The 18469-nt window shown below is 54.6% G+C and carries 19 protein-coding genes; 9 read left to right on the top strand and 10 right to left on the bottom strand.

The genetic code is table 11. From position 1 onward, the window contains the following. Positions 1 to 205 precede the first annotated feature (205 nt). Positions 206 to 982 (bottom strand): energy transducer TonB, encoded by a 777-nt coding sequence (locus KYK14_RS18035; RefSeq protein ID WP_219160782.1) that lies wholly within the window; start codon positions 980 to 982, stop codon positions 206 to 208. Positions 983 to 1081: 99 nt separating this feature from the next. Between KYK14_RS18035 and KYK14_RS22505 the strand changes: the two genes are divergently transcribed. The 5 genes from KYK14_RS22505 to KYK14_RS18010 all read left to right on the top strand — a co-directional run bounded on the left by KYK14_RS22505 (position 1082) and on the right by KYK14_RS18010 (position 7425). Continuing rightward, entirely contained in the window at positions 1082 to 2917 is a 1836-nt protein-coding gene (locus KYK14_RS22505) for a MutS-related protein (RefSeq protein WP_219160780.1), read from the top strand. Positions 2918 to 3127: 210 nt separating this feature from the next. Further along, positions 3128 to 4096: a bestrophin family protein gene (locus tag KYK14_RS18025; protein ID WP_219160778.1), complete on the top strand. Its 969-nt coding sequence runs from the start codon at positions 3128 to 3130 to the stop codon at positions 4094 to 4096. A 128-nt stretch (positions 4097 to 4224) separates the two neighbouring features. Then, positions 4225 to 6426: an FUSC family membrane protein gene (locus KYK14_RS18020; RefSeq protein WP_219160776.1), complete on the top strand. Its 2202-nt coding sequence runs from the start codon at positions 4225 to 4227 to the stop codon at positions 6424 to 6426. Positions 6427 to 6504: 78 nt separating this feature from the next. Next, positions 6505 to 6651 (top strand): hypothetical protein, encoded by a 147-nt coding sequence (locus KYK14_RS18015; RefSeq protein WP_219160774.1) that lies wholly within the window; start codon positions 6505 to 6507, stop codon positions 6649 to 6651. Positions 6652 to 6903: 252 nt separating this feature from the next. Beyond that, a complete protein-coding gene (locus KYK14_RS18010; RefSeq protein WP_219160772.1) occupies positions 6904 to 7425 on the top strand; it encodes a gluconokinase in 522 nt (173 codons plus the stop codon). Between the two features lie 144 nt (positions 7426 to 7569). Here the strand turns inward: KYK14_RS18010 and KYK14_RS18005 are convergent, their stop codons facing one another. Continuing rightward, on the bottom strand, positions 7570 to 7752 hold the full coding sequence (locus KYK14_RS18005) for a hypothetical protein (RefSeq protein ID WP_185281300.1): 183 nt from the start codon (positions 7750 to 7752) through the stop codon (positions 7570 to 7572). Positions 7753 to 7886: 134 nt separating this feature from the next. Between KYK14_RS18005 and KYK14_RS18000 the strand changes: the two genes are divergently transcribed. Genes KYK14_RS18000 through KYK14_RS17985 form a run of 4 tightly spaced genes read left to right on the top strand, consistent with a single transcriptional unit; the run spans position 7887 to position 11061 of the window. Further along, positions 7887 to 8132 carry a hypothetical protein gene (locus KYK14_RS18000; protein ID WP_187320259.1) on the top strand — a complete coding sequence of 82 codons (246 nt, stop codon included), beginning with the start codon at positions 7887 to 7889 and terminating at the stop codon, positions 8130 to 8132. A gap of 27 nt (positions 8133 to 8159) precedes the next feature. Next, positions 8160 to 8894: a hypothetical protein gene (locus KYK14_RS17995; protein ID WP_219160770.1), complete on the top strand. Its 735-nt coding sequence runs from the start codon at positions 8160 to 8162 to the stop codon at positions 8892 to 8894. Between the two features lie 43 nt (positions 8895 to 8937). Then, entirely contained in the window at positions 8938 to 9978 is a 1041-nt protein-coding gene (locus KYK14_RS17990) for an SHOCT domain-containing protein (protein WP_219160768.1), read from the top strand. Positions 9979 to 9999: 21 nt separating this feature from the next. Next, on the top strand, positions 10000 to 11061 hold the full coding sequence (locus KYK14_RS17985; RefSeq protein ID WP_219160766.1) for a DUF3089 domain-containing protein: 1062 nt from the start codon (positions 10000 to 10002) through the stop codon (positions 11059 to 11061). A gap of 104 nt (positions 11062 to 11165) precedes the next feature. On the opposite strand, the gene KYK14_RS17980 is transcribed toward KYK14_RS17985, so the two are convergent. The 8 genes from KYK14_RS17980 to KYK14_RS17945 form a co-directional block, all read right to left on the bottom strand. Then, positions 11166 to 11435, bottom strand: coding sequence for a hypothetical protein (locus KYK14_RS17980; protein WP_425514697.1), 270 nt, complete (start codon positions 11433 to 11435; stop codon positions 11166 to 11168). A 952-nt stretch (positions 11436 to 12387) separates the two neighbouring features. Further along, positions 12388 to 13080, bottom strand: coding sequence for a carboxypeptidase-like regulatory domain-containing protein (locus tag KYK14_RS17975; RefSeq protein ID WP_219160763.1), 693 nt, complete (start codon positions 13078 to 13080; stop codon positions 12388 to 12390). A 550-nt stretch (positions 13081 to 13630) separates the two neighbouring features. Continuing rightward, positions 13631 to 14467, bottom strand: a complete 837-nt coding sequence (gene tsf, locus KYK14_RS17970; RefSeq protein WP_219160761.1) for a translation elongation factor Ts — start codon at positions 14465 to 14467, stop codon at positions 13631 to 13633. A gap of 208 nt (positions 14468 to 14675) precedes the next feature. Further along, entirely contained in the window at positions 14676 to 15443 is a 768-nt protein-coding gene (gene rpsB, locus KYK14_RS17965; RefSeq protein ID WP_208308900.1) for a 30S ribosomal protein S2, read from the bottom strand. Positions 15444 to 15464: 21 nt separating this feature from the next. Beyond that, entirely contained in the window at positions 15465 to 15851 is a 387-nt protein-coding gene (rpsI, locus tag KYK14_RS17960) for a 30S ribosomal protein S9 (protein ID WP_185281289.1), read from the bottom strand. Positions 15852 to 15892: 41 nt separating this feature from the next. Further along, entirely contained in the window at positions 15893 to 16345 is a 453-nt protein-coding gene (rplM, locus tag KYK14_RS17955) for a 50S ribosomal protein L13 (protein WP_185281288.1), read from the bottom strand. A 177-nt stretch (positions 16346 to 16522) separates the two neighbouring features. Further along, positions 16523 to 17236 carry an RluA family pseudouridine synthase gene (locus KYK14_RS17950; RefSeq protein ID WP_219160759.1) on the bottom strand — a complete coding sequence of 238 codons (714 nt, stop codon included), beginning with the start codon at positions 17234 to 17236 and terminating at the stop codon, positions 16523 to 16525. A gap of 37 nt (positions 17237 to 17273) precedes the next feature. Then, entirely contained in the window at positions 17274 to 18356 is a 1083-nt protein-coding gene (locus KYK14_RS17945) for a sensor histidine kinase (protein WP_208308902.1), read from the bottom strand. Between the last annotated feature and the right edge of the window lie 113 nt (positions 18357 to 18469).

Here is an 18469-nt window from a genome sequence, read left to right as displayed (position 1 = left end):
AAATGCGCCTGGTAGGGCCAGATCAGGGTCGGGTCGGGGCTGGGGGTAGGAAGTCCCGGCGCAACGGGCGGTGCGGCGAGCAAGGGGAGGGTCGTCAGCATACAACAGCGGGGTAAAAGCGCCGCCGGATGCGTAGCGGGCAGCGCCCACCGCAGGGAAGCGCGGCGGTTAGTTAGCAACCGCCGAAAGCCCCTTCTGGTTGCGCTTACAGCTGAAATACTATAGGTAGCACCATTTTTTGCCGTACGGGCTTTCCCTGAAACCGGGCCGGCTCCCACTTGGGCGCAGCCTTAATCAGGCGAATAGCTTCCTCATCCAGCCCTGAGCCCAGGCGCTTGGGTACCTTCACATCGGTGAGCGAGCCGTCGGGCTGAATCAGAAACTCCACCATCACCCTACCCTGAATCTTGCGCTGCCGAGCCAAAGCAGGATAGCGCTGGTTTTGCTGCACCCACTCAAAAAAAGCATCGGTGCCGCCCACGGGCCGGGCCGGCGAGTCAGCTTTCACGGTAATGGGGCCGCCGTTGGGGTTGGGGGTAGGGGCAGTGGTGCCGTTAGCATCGACTGGAATCTGGAACGTAACGGGGACCGTGACGCGCTGGCGCACTTTCTGGCCTTTGTGCTCGGCGGGCGTCCAGCGCGGGGCGGCAGAAATCAGCCGGATGGCTTCGGCGTCCAGGGCCGGGTCCACGGGCTTGTCCACCTTCACCTGCGAGATGCTGCCGGTTTTTTCTATCACGAACGACACCGGCACTGTGCCTTGCTTACCGGCCTGCAAGGCCTGGGTAGGGTATTGCTGATGCTCGGCCAAATACTGCGCGTAGGCCTCCACGCCCCCAGCCGGAATGGCGGGTTTCTGTACCTCATCGTAGATTTCCTGCGGATCAGCTTTCGGATATTTCAGCTTCTGCTGGGCGTGGGTGGTGAGGCTGGCGGTGCTGAGCGCAAATAAAAAAGCAAGGCGGGGTAGGAGGCGGGGCATGAGGAAAGTAGTGAGAAACCAGGTAGGCGGGGCAACAACCGCACCAGCCATTCGGTGCGGCGCACCCCGTATCTTTGAACAAAATCTGTTTCCATTACCGTGCCCGAAACCAGCTTCCGCCCGCTTACCGTTGCTCCCGTTGATGTGTTCACCGAGAACGTGACCACCCACGCCGCCCGCGAAACCTACTTTGCCGGTCGGCACCGGGTGGTGGCGTGGGTACGAGTAGCGGCCTTTGCCGCTGCCGGGGTAGGGGCGTATTATTTTCTTTCCGCAGGAATGTTGGTGCCGGCACTGGCGGTGCTGTTTGCGCTGTATCTGGTATTTCTGGGTCTGGTGCGCTGGCACGATACGATAGGCTACCAACGCGAGCAGCACCGCCTGCTAGCCCAGCTCAACCGCGATGAGCTGGCCCGGCTGGAAGGCAAGCTCAGCAAGTTCGACGCGGGCCTGCGCTACCTCGATGCCGCCCACCCCTACGCCGCCGACCTCGACGTGTTCGGCGCGCACTCGCTCTACCAGTTGCTGAACCGCGCTACCTCCCGCCTGGGCCACGACTGGCTGGCCGGCTGGCTGCTCGCGCCCGCGTCCGCCGCGGAGGTAGTAGGCCGGCAGCAAGCCGTGGCCGAGCTGGCCCCCGATGTGGCCTGGCAGCAGGAGTGGCAGGCACGGGCACGCCACTTCCCCCAGCAGGAGTCCGATCCGCGCACCTTCACGGCCTGGCTCCGGCGGCCCAATTTTTTCGCTGGTAAAAGTTGGCTGAAACCCTTGCTGATAGTGCTGCCCGTGCTAGCCGTGGGTAGCATAGCCGGTTGGCTGCTAGACTACTGGACAATCTGGCCGCCGGTAGCTGTCATTGGTCTGATTAGCCTGCTGAACGCGCAATTTCGCGCCGCCCGCGACGATTACTACCAGCACAGCGCCGCTGTGCGCGACGCCCTGCGCGCCACCCGCGACCAACTGCCACTGTTTGAGCAACGCACCTGGCAGGCGCCTCGGCTACGGGCACTACACACTACCCTGCACGCCGGCGGCACCGCCGCTTCGGCGCAGATTGGGCAGCTGGCGCGCATCGCGGGGCTGTTCTCGGCCCGGCAAACGCCTTTCGGTAACCTGTTTATGAACAGCCTGTTTGCCTGGGACTTGCAGTGCATGTGGCGGCTCGAAAACTGGAAAGCCCAGGCGGCCACCAACCTCGACGCGGTGCTGGAAGCCAGCGCTGAGCTGGAAGCTCTGGTGAGCTTAGCGGGTTTAGCCTTTGCCAACCCTACCTACGTGATGCCCGAACTGAGCCCAACCGAGCTGGAATGCACGGCCACGCAATTGGGGCACCCGCTCATCTTCGCTCGCCAGCGCATCACCAACGATTTCAGCATGAAGGGGGTAGGGCACACGGGCGTAATTACCGGCTCCAATATGTCGGGCAAAAGCACCTTCCTGCGTACGGTAGGGCTGAACATGGTGCTGGCCCAAGCCGGCGCCGTGGTGTGCGCCGCCAGCATGCGCCTGAGCTCGGCGCAGGTATACACGGCCATGCGCACCCAAGACAATCTGGCCGAAAGCACCTCCTCCTTCTACGCCGAGTTGAAGCGCCTGCGCCTGCTGCTGGAGCTGACTAGCACCGGCCAACCCGTATTTTACCTACTCGATGAGATTTTGCGCGGCACCAACTCGCTAGACCGGCACCGGGGCGCGCACGCCCTCATTCACCAGCTACACCAGCGCCGGGCCAGCGGCCTCATCAGCACCCACGACCTAGAATTGGCCGCTCTGGCCGACGAGCTACCCGGTGCCGTGCAGAACTTCAGTTTTAACAGCACCATTGAGGGCGACGAGATTCGCTTCGATTACCAACTGACGCCGGGCGTGTGCCGGGCCTTCAATGCCAGTAAGCTCATGCAACTCATGGGTATAGCTATTGAGGAAGAAGGGTAGGGGATTAAAATGGTTTTAATCAGAAGATTAAATCGTTTTAATGTGTGAACCTACGTTGTGTGGTTTGCTTTTATACGTGCAACTTTCGAGAATAATACTGGTAGAAGACGACGGCATGGGTGTTACAGCTCTGTTTTCTTCTACTAAATTGTCGCACTTCAACGAGGGTGTGCCCACAACCTAACCCGCACCCTCGTAGCATTCCTACCTATGTACATTCGTGAAAATCTGCGCTGGCGTGTTATCTGGAAATACGCCTGGAAAAGTTTGTTGATCTTTTTGATTTACGATACGATTGTCTGCTACCTGTATGGCCCGCTCGGCTTTCGGTCATTGGATATTCCGTGGCAGCCAGTGGGCACGTTGGGCGTGGCGGTGGCTTTTTACGTGGGCTTCAAAAACAACGGTTCCTACGACCGTTTCTGGGAGGGCCGCAAGCTGTGGGGCGGCATTGTGAACTACAGCCGCACCTGGGCTATGGAAGCGCTGGAATTTGTGACGTCGGTGGTGGATGCGCCCGATGTGCAGGCGGCGCCCGCCTCGGCCGAGGAACTGACCCAGCGGCATCGCCGCATGGTGTACCGTCAGATTGCCTGGATAAATGCGTTGCGCCTGAACCTGCGTCGCCAGCCTGAGCTGTGGGACGAGGCCGTGGCGCCCTTCCTAGAGCCAGCCGAGTCGGAGCAGTTGCGCGGGTTTGCCAACCCGCCCGCCCAGATTTTGCGAGCCCAAGCCGCCGAAATGCGCGTGCTGCGCGAAAGTCGCGGCCTGCTCAATGACTTTCAGCACGTGACCATGATGCGGGTGCTGGAAGAGCTGTACAACCTGCAAGGCGCCTGCGAGCGAATTAAGAATACACCCTTCCCGCGCCAGTATGCTTACTTTAGCTGGGTGTTTGTGTGGATGTTTGCGGCGCTGCTGCCGCTGGGCCTCATCGGCGAATTCGAAAATATGGGTCCTGGCCACTTCTGGCTCACGGTGCCGTTTTCGGTGCTGGTGTCGTGGGTGTACTACACCATCGAGTGGGTAGGGCACCACAGCGAAGACCCTTTCGAGAATGAGATGAACGACGTGCCGATGACGGCTCTCTGCCGCAACATCGAAATAGACCTGCGCCAAATGCTGGGCGAAACCAATATGCCGCCCAAGATTGAGCCTGTGAACGATATCCTGTACTAAGCCACGTTGACTGTGGTGAACCACCAAAACGTCATGCCGCACGCCGCGGCATGACGTTTTGCTTTTTAGGTCCCGACTTTGCAGGTCGCCGTTGCGTATAGGCAACGCGCTGCTTGTGCTACCGCTCTATGGCTACCTTTTTTCGTAATCTACAATACTTTTTTGCCAGCCAGGATTTCTCCGATGGGCTGCGCACCACCGTGGGCATCCTGACGCCGGCGTTGGTGTGTTCACTTTTGGGCCACCTCGAAATGGGCATGACGCTCTCGCTGGGCGCAGTGGGCGTGAGCGTGACCGACACGCCCGGTCCCGTGAAGCACAAGCGCAACGGCATGCTCTACGGCGCGCTGTTCGTGTTCGTGACTACCCTGCTCACGGGGTTTGCCCGCTTGCACCCAGTTGCGCTGGGGGTAGAAATTACCGTGCTGAGCTTCTTTTTTTCGATGCTGCTGGTGTATGGTGCCCGCGCCGGCGCCGTGGGCACGGCTGCGCTGCTGCTCATGATCTTGCAGATGGACAAGCCTCTGGCTCCGGCCGAGGTGCTACCCAATGCCCTGCTGGTGCTGGCCGGCGGGCTGTGGTACATGGCGCTGGCGCTGGCCTTTTTCCGAGTGTTGCCCTACCGCGCTGCCCAACAGGCACTGGGCGAAAACATTCACGCCGTAGCCGATTTCTTGCGCATTAAGGCCGAATTCTACCGCACCACCACCAACCTCGACGACGACTACCGCCGCCTGGTGGCGCAGCAGGTGACGGTGAGTGAAAAGCAGGATGCCACCCGCGAAATTATGTTCAAAACCCGCCGGCTGGTGCAGGAATCGACGCGCACGAGCCGCCGGCTGGTGCTCACCTTCGTAGATATGGTGGACCTCTACGACCACATCACGGCCACCTATTTCGATAATGCGGCCCTTCGGGAAAAGTTCGGCCCCACGGGTATTTTAGAGGAAATAGCGGTGGTGATTGAGCGCCTGGCCGACGAGTTGGATGCCATCAGCTTTGCCATCCAGACCAACCGTACCCACCGCCGTACCACCGACCTCACTGCCCAGCTGGAACAACTCAAAACCCGCATTGACGCCCTCACCGGCGACGAGCAGGTAGGCAGTACGCTGGTGCTGAAAAAGGTGCTAGTCAGCCTGCGCAACCTCACGCAGAGGGTAAAGGATATTGTGATATACTTTCAGGCCGATGCCGAGCTACCCAAGGTGGCGCGGGCAGCCAACGCCCGCGAATACGCCCGCTTCGTGTCGCCGCTGCGCTTCAGCTGGGAGGCTCTGCGCGACAACCTCACGCTCAGCTCCTCGCATTTCCGTCATGCCGCTCGCGTGATGCTGGCCTGCGTGTTCGGCCTTCTGGTGTCCAAGCTATTCTTCACCGGCCATCACAGCTATTGGGTGCTGATGACTAGTACGCTGATGCTCAAGCCCTCCTTCAGCCTGACCAAGCAGCGCAACTACCAACGCATTATGGGCACGCTAATCGGGGGACTAATTGGGGTGGGCGTGCTGTTGTTGTTGCCTACCCACCCGCGGGTGCAGTTTGGGCTGCTGGTGGTCTTTATGCTCACGGCCTACAGCTTCCAGCGCCGCAATTACGTGGTGATGGTCATTTTCCTGACGCCCTACCTGCTCATTCTCTTTAGCTTCATGGGCCTGGCCTATTTTAATGTGATTGAGGAGCGCGTGACCGATACGGCCGTGGGCTGTGCCATTGCGCTGGCAGCGTCCTACCTGCTGTTTCCCAACTGGGAGTCAGACCAATTGCGCAGCTACATGCGCGCTGTGTTGCAGGCCAACATGGCATACCTCCAACAGATTGCCCAACGCCTGAGCGGCCAGCCGCCCTCTCTCACGGACTATAAGCTGGCGCGCAAAGACGTGTACATCAGCTCGGCCAACCTGGGTGCCGCTTTCCAACGTATGCTCTCGGAACCCAAGAGCAAGCAGCGCCATAACTCCGACGTGCATCGCTTTGTGGTGCTCAACCATATCCTTTCATCCAACATGGCCACGGTGGCAGCCTCTTTGGAAAATGGCGTGCCCCAGCACGCCCGCGACGGCCTGCGCCCAGTGAAGCAAGCGCTATCGGCGCTGCAACGAAGCGCGCAGCAACTGACTCCGGCTGCCCCGGCTCCTGCGCCGCCTATCCCGGCCGCTTCTCCAGCTTCAGCCACCACCGCCACCCTCACTGCCGACGACCGGCTGCTACTCGATCAACTGGAGTTCTTGCAGAAAGTCAGCAGCGACATTGGCCGCACCACCGAGCAAGTACTGGCCGAGAACGAGGCTCCAGCTTATAAAAAGAGTCCGGTAGTGGCCGGAAGCTAAGCCAATTTGGAGTGCCTTCCAGAACCTACCCTCTGTCAAATACTCTGTGAAGCATCTGGTTATCCACAAAAGCACGGTTTGTGGTATTTCACCTTTTTCTACCTGTATGTGATGCAGAGCATCCCGGCAGGCTTTGGGCTCACGGGCTTAGTAAACTACTTGATTGGCAAGGGGCTATTCGCCGAAACCGTAGCCTCGTTTGGCGTCATCATAGGCCTGCCCTAGGCCATTTAGTTCGCGTGGGGCCCCTTATCGACAAGTATCAATACTCCGTGATTGGGCACCACAAGCAGTGGGTAGTGCTCACGTAGTTCGTGGCTTTTCTGGCTTCGTTGAGGCTGCTGCTGGCGCTTCGGCGACAACAGCCACTGATGCACAACCTAGCGGTGTTGAACACCGAGTGATTTTGTGCGTTGTTCTCCTAAAGCTGGTGTATTCCGTATAGCCGGAGATAGTCTTTCCTTAGCACTTTCCTGAATGCAACTCAGTTCAATCTACATTGTAATGGGCGTGTCGGGCAGCGGCAAAACCACGGTAGGCAAATTGCTAGCCGAGCGGTTGGAGCTGCCTTTCCATGACGCCGATGATTTTCACCCTGCCGCCAACATTGAGAAGATGAGCAACGGCATTCCGCTCGACGATGACGACCGGGCCGGCTGGCTGGCCGATATGGCCAAAGCCATTACTAAATGGGAAACTACCGGCGGTGCCGTGCTGGCGTGTTCTGCGCTGAAAGAAGCTTACCGCCAAACATTGCAGGGCGGTGCCCGCCAGTCCCTGCGATGGGTATTTCTAGACGGCTCCCGTGAACTATTGAGCGACCGAATCGAACACCGAAAAGGCCACTACATGGCCGTCGATATGCTGGATTCGCAGCTGGAAACATTGGAAAAGCCGGCGTATGGTTTGCACATCGAGTTGCGCAAAGAGGAAACGCCCAAGCAGGTGACCGATAAAATCATGCAGGCAGATATTGCGTCGGAAACCAAGCCTGCGTAGGTAGGCTGTCGCTTCATCAAGCTTTGGACTAGCTGAATAGGGTAGCCTTTGCGTTTATTCTATTATTCTATAGCCAAGAAACACAACCACCCTACTGCGTTGCGTAGTAGGGTGGTTGTGTTTCTTGGCTATAGAATATCCCGATTACTCCGATTTTTTCCGGCCGGAGCCGCTTTTCTTACCGCCGCCGTCTTGCTTATTGACAGTGGCCCAGGCGCGTTTTTCGGCTTCTTCTTCCGATACGCCGCGTTTCTCGTAGCTTTCTTCAATGTGTTCGGCCTGCCGCTTCTGCTTGTCGGTGTAGGCCGATTTATCTCCTTGTGGCATGATATAAAGTGCGTTAGGTGAAAGGTAAACGAACAGTTTTCCTATACGCGTTACCTACGCGTGCGTTATAGCTGGGCTTCCATCGGGCTTGAAGCACACTGCGTATCTTCGCGCCTCATTTTACGCAAGCTGCTATGCGCCAACTCGCCGTCGTTCCGCACCCCGAAGTCAAAATCACACTTTTCGCCTGGAATGGCAAATACCTGATTAAGCTAGAAAAAGGCATGTTTGAACAAACCTACAAGGTGAGCGAAATGGACATCACTAGTGAAGACGACGTGCACGCTCTGCTCGACCAAGAATTTCTACAAGCGGCCATTGCCCGCTTCGCGGGCATGCGCACCGATTTGCAAGCTGCTTTTGACCGACACGATCTGTAGGCGGTGGAAATGGAATACAGCTTTTGCATGACTAAAAAGCCTATTATTATCCTGCTGCTGCTCGGTAGCCTTCTGGCAGTACTACCTCTGTCTGCTGCTGCCCAGCTCTACGAAGCACGTAACGGCTCTGTGAATGTGGAGCGCCAGGCGCGCGACGCGGTGCAGGTACAGACCGACGGCTCGGCGCAATGGCTGCGCGACTTTTGGCAATCCTGGCTGAAAGACACCTATAACATCCGACTGAAGGGCAACGGTATGTTGGGGGTAGGGAAAAAGGATGTGCTGGAAGCGCAGCAAGTGCCCGTGTCAAGCGTGTCGGGTAAGCTGCTGAATTTCTACTCCATCATCGTAGCACCTACTGATTCCACTGCCCAGCTAAGTGTCTACGCCGCTTTCGATAAAACTTCCTACCTCAGTGCCACCAGTACACCCAGCGAATACGCGGCGTTGCGCAACATCGCGCAGAGCTTTGCGGCCGCTGCCCGGCAAAAAGCCTACCGCGAGCAACTGGTAGCCGCAGAGGAACAGCTGCGCGCCTCCGAGAAGGAAAAGGAACGCCTCGCCAAAGACGTAACGAATCTGCAAACCAATACGGCTGCCAACCTCCTCAAGATTGCTACCCTGCAAAAGCAAAACGAAGCCAACGTATTGCAAGCCCGTCAAGATTCTGTAAAGCTCGTACGTAATACCCAGGAGTTGGAGCTATACAAGCAGCGCGTGCAGCGCCGCCGCGACCAACTATCAGCTCTCGACCGTAAATAGCTGCTAGCGTAGCCGTCACAAATAGTTTTTCGTACTGTCTTTTATGGAAAAAGACCCCTCGCCGCTCGATACGCTCCGCCAGCTCAAAGAATGGCTGGATGCCGGTGCCATCACGCCTCAGGAGTTTGAAGCGCTGAAAACTAAACTAGTTTTCAACCAAGGAGTCCACCGCGAAGGTCTACCCCTACCCGGTACGCCATCCGTGGAGCCCACCACCGAGCCAGATCCCCTCGCGCCAACTGCCCAGCCGCCGTACTTGGCGCCAGGCGCGGCTGCGGGGCCGGTAGTACCATTGGCTCCCTCCGCTATTCCTGACCCAGAGCCCACGTCGGCCGGGCTCGATCCGCTGGCACCTGGTGTGGGGCCTGTGCCAAGTGAGGCCGAATCGCGTAGCCCCTTGGGAATTATTCTGATTGTGGGAGGCATTGTGCTGCTTCTGGGCCTGATGGCCTACCTAGTATTCGGTGGGCGCGAGTCAGAGCGCCTGACCAGTACCTCACAAACCGCCGCCGATTCGGTAGCCGTGCAGCCAGAGGCAGGCCCCCAGGCCGAGCAAATTGAGCTGCCGCCCGCCGCTGCCCCCGAAACCGTACGGGTGGCGCCAGCAGTGCTACCCGCAGCTCCTATTCCAACCACCGATTCAGGATCAACGGCTGCTACGGCAGCCCCTTCTGCCGCCGATGAAAAAGCGGTGCGCACCCGGGTGCAGCAGGCGCTTGCTGCGTATTATACTGATCTGCAAGCTGCCCCTTTCAACGCCGAAGACCACTTTGCTCCGAATGTAGAGCGGTTCTACACCCTGCAAAATACCACGCCTGAAGCCATTAGTGCCGACCTCGTTGCGTCACATTTTCCGGAGTTTACGGAGGAGCAGACACAGATAGTGCCAGGCAGCCTGAAGGTAGAACCCGCCGCCGAAGATGGGACCCGTACTGCTACCTACCTCGAAACCAGTACCGCTTTCCGGCAGTCGCGCCAGCAGCACCAGCAAACCAAAGCGCAAGTGCGGGTACGCTTCGACCCAGATTACAAAATCGTGTATCTGCGCCAGGAGCGTTTGCTGGAAAATAAATTTACGGAGTAGCCCCGTGCTACTTGCTTTCCTATGACAGCCTACAGAAACCTGCGCTGGACAAGTAAGGTAGGCCTGCTGTTGCTGATGGGCTTGCTTTCATCTTGTCTGAAGCTACTGAAGCCGGGACATCCAATCAGCAAGGAAATGCCTCCCCTCGCTCCTGATTACAGCAACGCGGCCAACTGGGCGGCCTTGCCTACCCGCCTCGACTCAGCCGATACTGTACCCTACGGCTCCAACCTGCGCGACCAGCAGCAAAACGCCAGCGCCGATGTATTCTTTGTGCATCCCACGACGTACTATCGTCGCAAAACCTGGAATGCCGCGTTGGACGACGAATTGGTGAATAAGATTACCGATCGGGAAGTCATCCGTAAGCAGGCCAGCGTGTTCAATGCAGCGGGGCAGATCTATGCTCCCCGCTACCGGCAAGCTACTTTATATGCGTTTTTTGAGAACAAGCGAAAGCACAACGGGGAGAAAGCGCTAGACTTGGCATATACCGATGTGAAGGCTGCTTTCACATACTATCTGACTTACTACAACCAAAACCGGCCGATTATTTTGGCTAGTCATAGCCAGGGCACTGTATTAGCTACTCGCTTGCTGCGCGAGTTTTTTGACCAAGACCCGGCTCTGCGCCGCCGGTTGGTAGCGGCCTACCTTATCGGCTACAAAGTGCCCGCCACCACGTACCAAGTGCTGCAACCGTGCACCGACTCCACTCAAACTGGCTGCTACGTGAGTTGGAATTCCGTCAACTGGCGGAAACCGTTTCCGCGTTTTGAAGGCGGCGTGGCCGTTAACCCCCTTACCTGGACTACTGATACCACGTACGCGCCCGCGACCCTCAACCAAGGTAGCGTGCCCCAGTCTTTCGACCGTATCGACCGCGGCGTGGCAGACGCTAAGGTGCACGATGGCCTCGTGTGGCTCCACGACCCAGATGCCAACGGCTATACAAGGGTCCGAATTTTCGGACACCACAAGCTACACTATTCCTTTCATTTAGTAGACTATGGCTTGTACTACCTAAACCTGCGCCATAATGCACAAACGCGGTTGCAAGCTTGGCACTCAACTCACCAGTAGCCCTATTTTCAGGTAGGAAGTAGGCTCCCGCTTATAATAAGTGTACAACAAAAAGCCCTGGTATCTATACAAGATACCAGGGCTTTTTTGCCATAAGCAGCGTATTAGCTCAATACGTCGGTATGCGATTTCAGTACCTGACGGGCAACAGCCAGGTTCGTGTCGCGGGAGTTCACAGCTAGGTAGATGAACTTTTGACCGTTGGGCGACAACTTCAGCAAGTGCAACTGATCTGTCAGCGTTAGCAGAATGTCTTGGATAGTCTGGTTCAGCTTCAGGGCCGAAATAGCCTTCAGCTTCTGCTTTACTACCTCTGTGTTGTAAGCGGCAGCCGTTTCGATATCGAAGCTGGCTACGTTTGAATGAGCAGCCAAAGGCATACCCGTTTCAGTTTCAACTACTGCTACCGCTACTAGCGAGGGCAGTTCTTTTAAAATTTCTTGAACCGTTTGGTTGGGAGCAACAGTAACGCTCATGGCAATAAGTAAATATGAAAGTGAGAAAACAAGGTGAAGCGTAGTTTACTGACTGGAGTGCTTACGCAGTACTTCGCGTGCCAAAGCCAGGTTGGTATCGTGCGTATATACTAGTAGCAAGCAGCCCCATTGTTGGTCTGCCGTTAGGCGAAGCACGTGGAACTGTTCGTCTAGTACTAGTACCAGATCTTCCAACTGCTGCGTAGCCAGCCCTGGCTGGGCCGATAGGCGCGCTAGATGCCGCGCCGTAGCTACCGCATGCGTAGTTACTTTATAAGGGTCTGATTGAGCCTGTTTGGTGTAAGCCGCCAACAACCGTCCAGAACTCAGATCGACAACGGTAGCTAGAAGCAGTTCAGGTAATTCCTGAAGTATTCCTTCCAATATCTCAGTTGCCCGTTCGCGAGAGGCGCCAGTGACATCACTCGTAATTTTCCGAACGGCAACTTTTTGCAGGAATGGAATTCTCATTTGAGTAGAACTCTATCTGGTTCCAACAGCTAGAGGTAGTAAGAATATCAGTGAAGTAAACTGCTAAGCAGAGGGGAGCAAAACACTCCCTACTCACAGCAGCTGACGGCCAATTGAACGAATAAAGAAGCCAAGTTCGATGTCTTCTGTTTATCCTGTTCAGAAAGCCTTCATGATAATTACAGGCCAAATAGAATGCCAAAAATACAATTACTGATTCCCATGGGTGAAAAATATGCGGTGATATAAGGAGCAGTAAAGTATTCCTTTGAATTATAGTATAAAGCCACTCTATAGAGCAGCTTATACACTACAATGTACTATCAATGGAAAAGCTATACACTCCATATACCACCGCCACAGCCTTCTGCGCTAGCAATTAAAAGAAGAGCCAGTGACGCTTAGGCTTTTTCGCTTTTTCCATGTTAGGTACGAGGGTCATATTTTCTACAGCACCACCTTTCACCTGAATTTCGTCGTCGCTGTAACCTGCATAGCCGTATTGAAGCGTGGTTGGGCGGCCAGCCGGAACGCGTAGCGAATAGTTACCTTGTGCATCGGTGCTTACGCCCCGGCTTGTGCCTTTCTGCAGAACAGTGGCGCCTATCAATGGCCGACCGTTCTCGTCCAGAATGCGGCCACGCACAACTACTGTTGCTGCATTGATTGAAGCTACTGAAGCTACTTCAGCTACCGAGGTTTCAGATGCTACTACGGTAACAGGTGCAATAGCGGTATTCTCGATTGTGCGGCCAGAGTTGGCGAATACGGCACCACCGACCAATACGCTACCTACTAACATAGAGGCAGCACGACGACGAAAACGTTGGGGCTCCGTCCGGATCAAATCAAACTGCCGTTGCACCCAGCCTACAGGCTGCACTTGGTGGCCTTGCTGCTTCATTTCGTAGAAGCGGCGTAAAGTAGCATCAGCATGTGCACTGTTCGCTTTGATGTAAGCATCAACAAGCGTCGTGTTTTCAGTCGATAGGTCGCCACGGAGGTAAGCGTCGCGGTATACCGAGAGTAGTTCTCCCGAAATGGGATGAAATGGGTTGGCGCTGAGTTTCATAATGAGCTGTGTTGTTGTAAAAGTGCCATTGATTTTGACAACACAAAATTCAATAAAAAAATGGACATAATCTATTCGTAAAATGATGTTAGTAAAGGGTTTGAACCTACTGTATCTTCGATAAATTCAGTTATATACACGGTAAATAGCGCAATTTGCCAACTGAGTTGTATTTGAAAGCATTTAGATATTTATTTTAATAGTACAATTATATTAGATTATTTATAAATTATATTATATAAATGAAACTAAGTTTCTATTTTATAGAACTTGCTTTACAATTTTGGGAATAAAGTAAATCTATTTCGACCCAGTTTACGTACGCGAAGATCCAAAAGTCAGATCAGCTGATTTAATTCTATTTATTTGTATAATATTTATATTTATTATATATAATTTGATAAAAATATGTTATATTATATAATTTAAGTACAATTATTTTGTCATGATGTTGCTGCTGTTTATGACCAGTATGAATAAAAAGGAAGAGCCCGCTACCAATAGGTAACGGGCTCTTCCTTTTGAACGATAACTTTATACTCAGGCGTGGTTATGCAATAGCAACACGCTTGAAGTCAGTTACAGTCATGCCTTTGCTGGTTTTGTCAAGCAACTGAGCGATAGTAACAGAGTTGTCTTTCACGAACTCTTGGTTGAGCAAGGTGTTCTCCTTGTAGAACTTGTTGAGTTTGCCTTGAGCAATTTTCTCCAACATAGCCTCAGGCTTGCCTTCAGCACGAGCCTGCTCCTTGCCAATCTCAATTTCGCGCTCTACAGTAGCAGAGTCTACACCGTCTTTGTCAACAGCAACGGGTTTCATAGCTACAATCTGCATGGCTACGTCGCGGCCTACCTCATTAGTGTTGGCGTCGCCTACGTTCTTCAGGCCTACCAGCACACCTTTTTTATTGTCGGAGTGGATGTACGAAGCAACTTTCTCAGCAGTCAGCGTTTCGTATGCTACGATGTCCAGCTTCTCACCAATTTTGCCCATCAGGTCAGTGATGTGTTCTTGCAGCGAGCGGCCATCTTCCTGCTTTGCGGCTAGCAAGTCTTCCTTGGTACCAGCATCCGACTTCACAGCGGCGTCTAGTACTTGCTGGGCCAACTTGCGGAAGTCTTCTACTTTAGCAACTGGCTCGGTTTCGCAAGCCAGGGCTACCAGTTTGCCAGTAGTGCCATCTTCGCTTACGTTTACCAGCACTACGCCTTCAGCCGTAGCATTCTCAGCACGCTTATCCGCAATTTTCTGACCCTGCTTGCGCAGAATGTCGCGGGCGGCTTCAAAGTCGCCGTCTGCCTCGGTCAGTGCTTTCTTGCAATCCATCATGCCCGCGCCGGTCATAGCGCGTAGCTTGTTCACGTCTTGGGCGGTAATTGCTGCCATTCTTCGTGTATGTTTAGGAGTTGGGTGATACTATTGTAAGTGAACTGCACGCTGAGTGCATATTCTGGATAGGTAGTGCAAAAGTCTTGCAAAGCACCCGGAGTCTGCCATATCGACACATGCAACAGGCTGCCTACCCAAAAGAAAGAGGGAACACCGGAGCCGAGTGCTTCGCATGTTCCCTCTCACTCAATCAATGGGCCAGAGCCTATTCGTCGGCAGCTTGTTTTTCCTGGATGCCTTCGTCTTCCGACTGCTTCCGGTCAGACTCTTCTTTATCTACCTTCCGTTCCGACAGACCTTCTTCAATGGCCTTACCGATTACACCGATAATCAGCGAAACTGATTTCGAGGCATCATCATTAGCCGGAATTGGGAAGTCTACCAATTCGGGGTTGGAGTTGGTGTCCACGATGGCAAATACCGGGATGTTCAGCTTTTGGGCTTCTTTCACGGCAATGTGCTCACGCTTCACATCTACTACGAACAGCGCAGCAGGTAGGCGGCTCAGGTCGGCAATGCCGCCCAGTACACGCTCCAGCTTCTCACGCTCGCGCGACATCATCAGCTTCTCGCGCTTAGCAAGGGCTGCGTATGCCGTATTTTCCTTCACCATCTTGTCGATGGTGCTCATTTTCTTCAGCGACTTGCGTACGGTAGCGAAGTTGGTGAGCATACCACCCAGCCAACGGTCGGTTACGTACGGCATTTTGAGGCGCTTAGCCTCTTCCGTTACGATTTCCTGCGCTTGCTTCTTAGTAGCTACGAACAGTACTTTCCGGCCCGACTTAGAGATCTGACGGATAGCAGCAGCTGCCTGATCCAACGAAACGAGGGTCTTGTTCAGGTCGATAATATGGATGCCGTTCTTCTCCATGAAGATGTACGGCGCCATTTTCGGGTCCCACTTGCGCGTAAGGTGACCAAAGTGGGCACCTGCGTCAAGCAGTTCTTTATATGTGGTGGTCTGAGCCATGATAGGAATTCCTCTGGAAGATTAGCGTTTCGAGAACTGGAACGAACGACGAGCTTTGCGCTTACCGAATTTCTTGCGTTCCACCATGCGCGGGTCGCGGGTCAAGAAGCCTTCTTTCTTCAACGCCGGACGAACCTCTGCGTTGTCGCCTACGAGGGCTTTCGAGATGGCCAGACGGATAGCCTCAGCCTGAGCCGAGATGCCACCGCCGCGCACGTTCACCTTAATGTCGTACTGGCCGACTTGCTCGACTGTCGCCAAAGGCTGGTTCACGATATTTTCCAGGAGCTCGTTACCGAAGTACGCTTTCATGTCCCGGCCATTGATAGTGATATTCCCTTGCCCGGCTTGCATATAAATGCGCGCCACCGAGGTTTTTCTTCTACCAGAGGTGTTGGAAATTTCCATTAATAGAATACGATTAGAGAAAAAGGAAAGCCTTGTATGGCTTACAGGTGCTTAAGATCAACAGCTTTAGGCTGCTGTGCTGCGTGGGGATGCTCGGCGCCGGCATACACGAACAGGTTGCGGAATTGCTCCGAACCCAAACGGTTGCCTTGCAGCATACCTTTCACGGCGTGCTCGATTACGCGAGTCGAGTCTTTGGCTTTCTTATCGCGCAGGTTGATGCGCTTCTGACCGCCGGGGTAGCCCGAGTGCGTGATGTAGATTTTGTCGGTCAGCTTCTTGCCCGTAACGCGCAGCTTGTCAGCGTTAACAACAATAACGTTGTCGCCGCAGTCCGAGTTGGGCGTGAACGAGGGCTTGTGCTTGCCGCGTAGGATGTTGGCAACTTGGCTGGCCAAACGGCCCAGCGTAGCGTCACCAGCATCAATCACGACCCAGCCCTTATTGGCGTTGGCTTTGTTGACGGAAATCGTCTTGAAGCTCAGATGATCCATTGATGAGTTGAGTAAACGTTTGAAAATGAGGCATGAACCGAATACGGCTCGGGAAAAACGGACACAAAGTTACCGTTTTTCGGGCAGGAAGCAAACGATGCTATAAAGTTTTGTGTGTGAAAGCCATAGCGCTGCACACAGGAGCACTTTTTAAGCAGTTCGCTAAGCCGCTGATGGCTACTGATACTGCCGTAGCGTATCCACCAATACCCGGAAATCTTTAGGGTAGGGGGCCTCAATAGTTACACGTTCGCCGTCCATTTTGGCAAAGGTGAGCTGCCGGGCGTGCAGGGCAAAGCGCTTAATAAATGGCTGTTCTTCCTCACCTTCTTTCACGTTGAACTTGCGCTTGAGTGAAGACAGGTAGAAGTCTTCGCCGCCATACAAGCCGTCGCCTACAATAGGAGCCTGCAAAAACATCAGGTGTAGGCGAATCTGGTGCATTCGGCCGGTGACGGGTACGCACTGCACCAGCGTATGGCGGGCAAAGGCTTCGAGGGTAGTGAAATAGGTTTCGGCAGGCTTGCCTTTGAATGCGAGGCGGGCTTTGCCCTTCGAAGTGGTTTCGATTTTACGATCTACTAGTAGATTATCGAAGTGATGCACACCCCAGGCCACGGCATGGTAGAGCTTGTCCACCTCGCGGTTTTCAAACTGCATGGAAAGGTGGCGGTAGGCCGCCGGGTTCTTGGCCAGCGCCAGTGCACCCGAGGTTTCTTTGTCGAGGCGGTGGCAGGCCTGCACATCATCGGCATACTCGCGGGCCATGCGCAGAATGTTGTTGGCACCGCCAAACCGCTCGTCGAGGGTGGCCAGAAACGGCGGCTTGTTGATGACGATGTAGTCCTCGTCTTCAAACAGAATCAGGTCTTGAAAATCAATATGCTTCATTACACTACGAAGGTAGCGGGAAGCGCGCATATCCGTGTTAGTCTACCTGCTCCGGCTGTTTTACGGGGCGTCGCAACTTGGGCTTTGGTAGCTTGAACTCGAAGGTAGTGCCCTGACCCGGCTCGCTGTGTAGGCGCAACACCGACTTATGGCCTTCCACAATGTGCTTGCTGATAGCCAAGCCTAAGCCCGTGCCGCCCGAGTTGCGCGAACGACTTTTCTCGATGCGGTAGAATCGCTCGAAAACCCGGTGATGGTGCTGCTTGGCAATGCCCTCCCCATCGTTGTGCACGGCAATACGCACTGTTTTGGCGGTTTCTGAGAGGTGTACGGATACATGTCCTTTCTCCTGACCGTACTTAATGCCGTTGTCGATAAGGTTGATGAGCACTTGGCGGATGCGGTTGCGGTCGGCTAGCACCAGTAGCTCGGCATCAGCGAGGGTAGGGGGGAGTAGCTCCAGCGTTACGCTCCGTTGGGCGGCCGTTAGCTCTAGCTGCTCAAAGATGTCGAGCACCAGCTGCACTACGTTGAAGCGCTGGCGGCGCATCTGCACCACACCTTTCTCCAGCTGTGAAATTGTGACTAGGTCCTGTACTAGGTCGTTGAGAGCATCGAGGCTGCTGGCGGCTTTAGAGAGAAATTTTCGCTGGGTTACTTCGTCTATTTCGTCGTCGTCCAGAATAGTATGCACGAAGCCTTGCGCGGCAAAAATGGGCGTTTTCAGCTCGTGCGATACATCGGCTAGGAACTCGCGGCGCAGCACTTGCAAGCGTTTTAGCTCGTCGATTTCTTGCTGCTTGCGAGCAGCCATTTGCAGAATCTCGTCGCGCAGGCGCTTCAGGGGCTCGGGCCGAAACAGGAATTTATTGGAGAGCTTGCGCAATTCCTTGCGCTTGATCATCTCCAAACCTGAATAAATGGTATTGATTTCCCGGAAGATCAGCGCTTCAAACGATAAGTAAACCAGCAGAAAACAAGCTGCTACTGTAATGCCCGCCGTTAAGAATGCTTCCCGAAACTCCATCTGTGGCGCGTAGACGGCCAAGGCCGTAAGCACACCAGCCACGAGCATCGAAATGAGGATAGCAATAGTACGTGAGGACAGATTGAGTTTCAAAGGAAAAGATATAGGGTAGGTAGTGGTTGAAAATGGGTCATGCTGAGCGCAGCGTAGCGGAGTCGGAGCATCTTTCTTGATAGTAGTTCAAGTCACAGGAATTATTATCTTAA

Origin of the sequence: Hymenobacter profundi, from assembly GCF_019334315.1 — a bacterium.
Taxonomy (GTDB): Bacteria; Bacteroidota; Bacteroidia; order Cytophagales; family Hymenobacteraceae; genus Hymenobacter; species Hymenobacter profundi.
The sequence above is the reverse complement of the archived record's forward strand: the minus strand, read 5'-3'. Positions and strand labels throughout refer to the sequence as shown.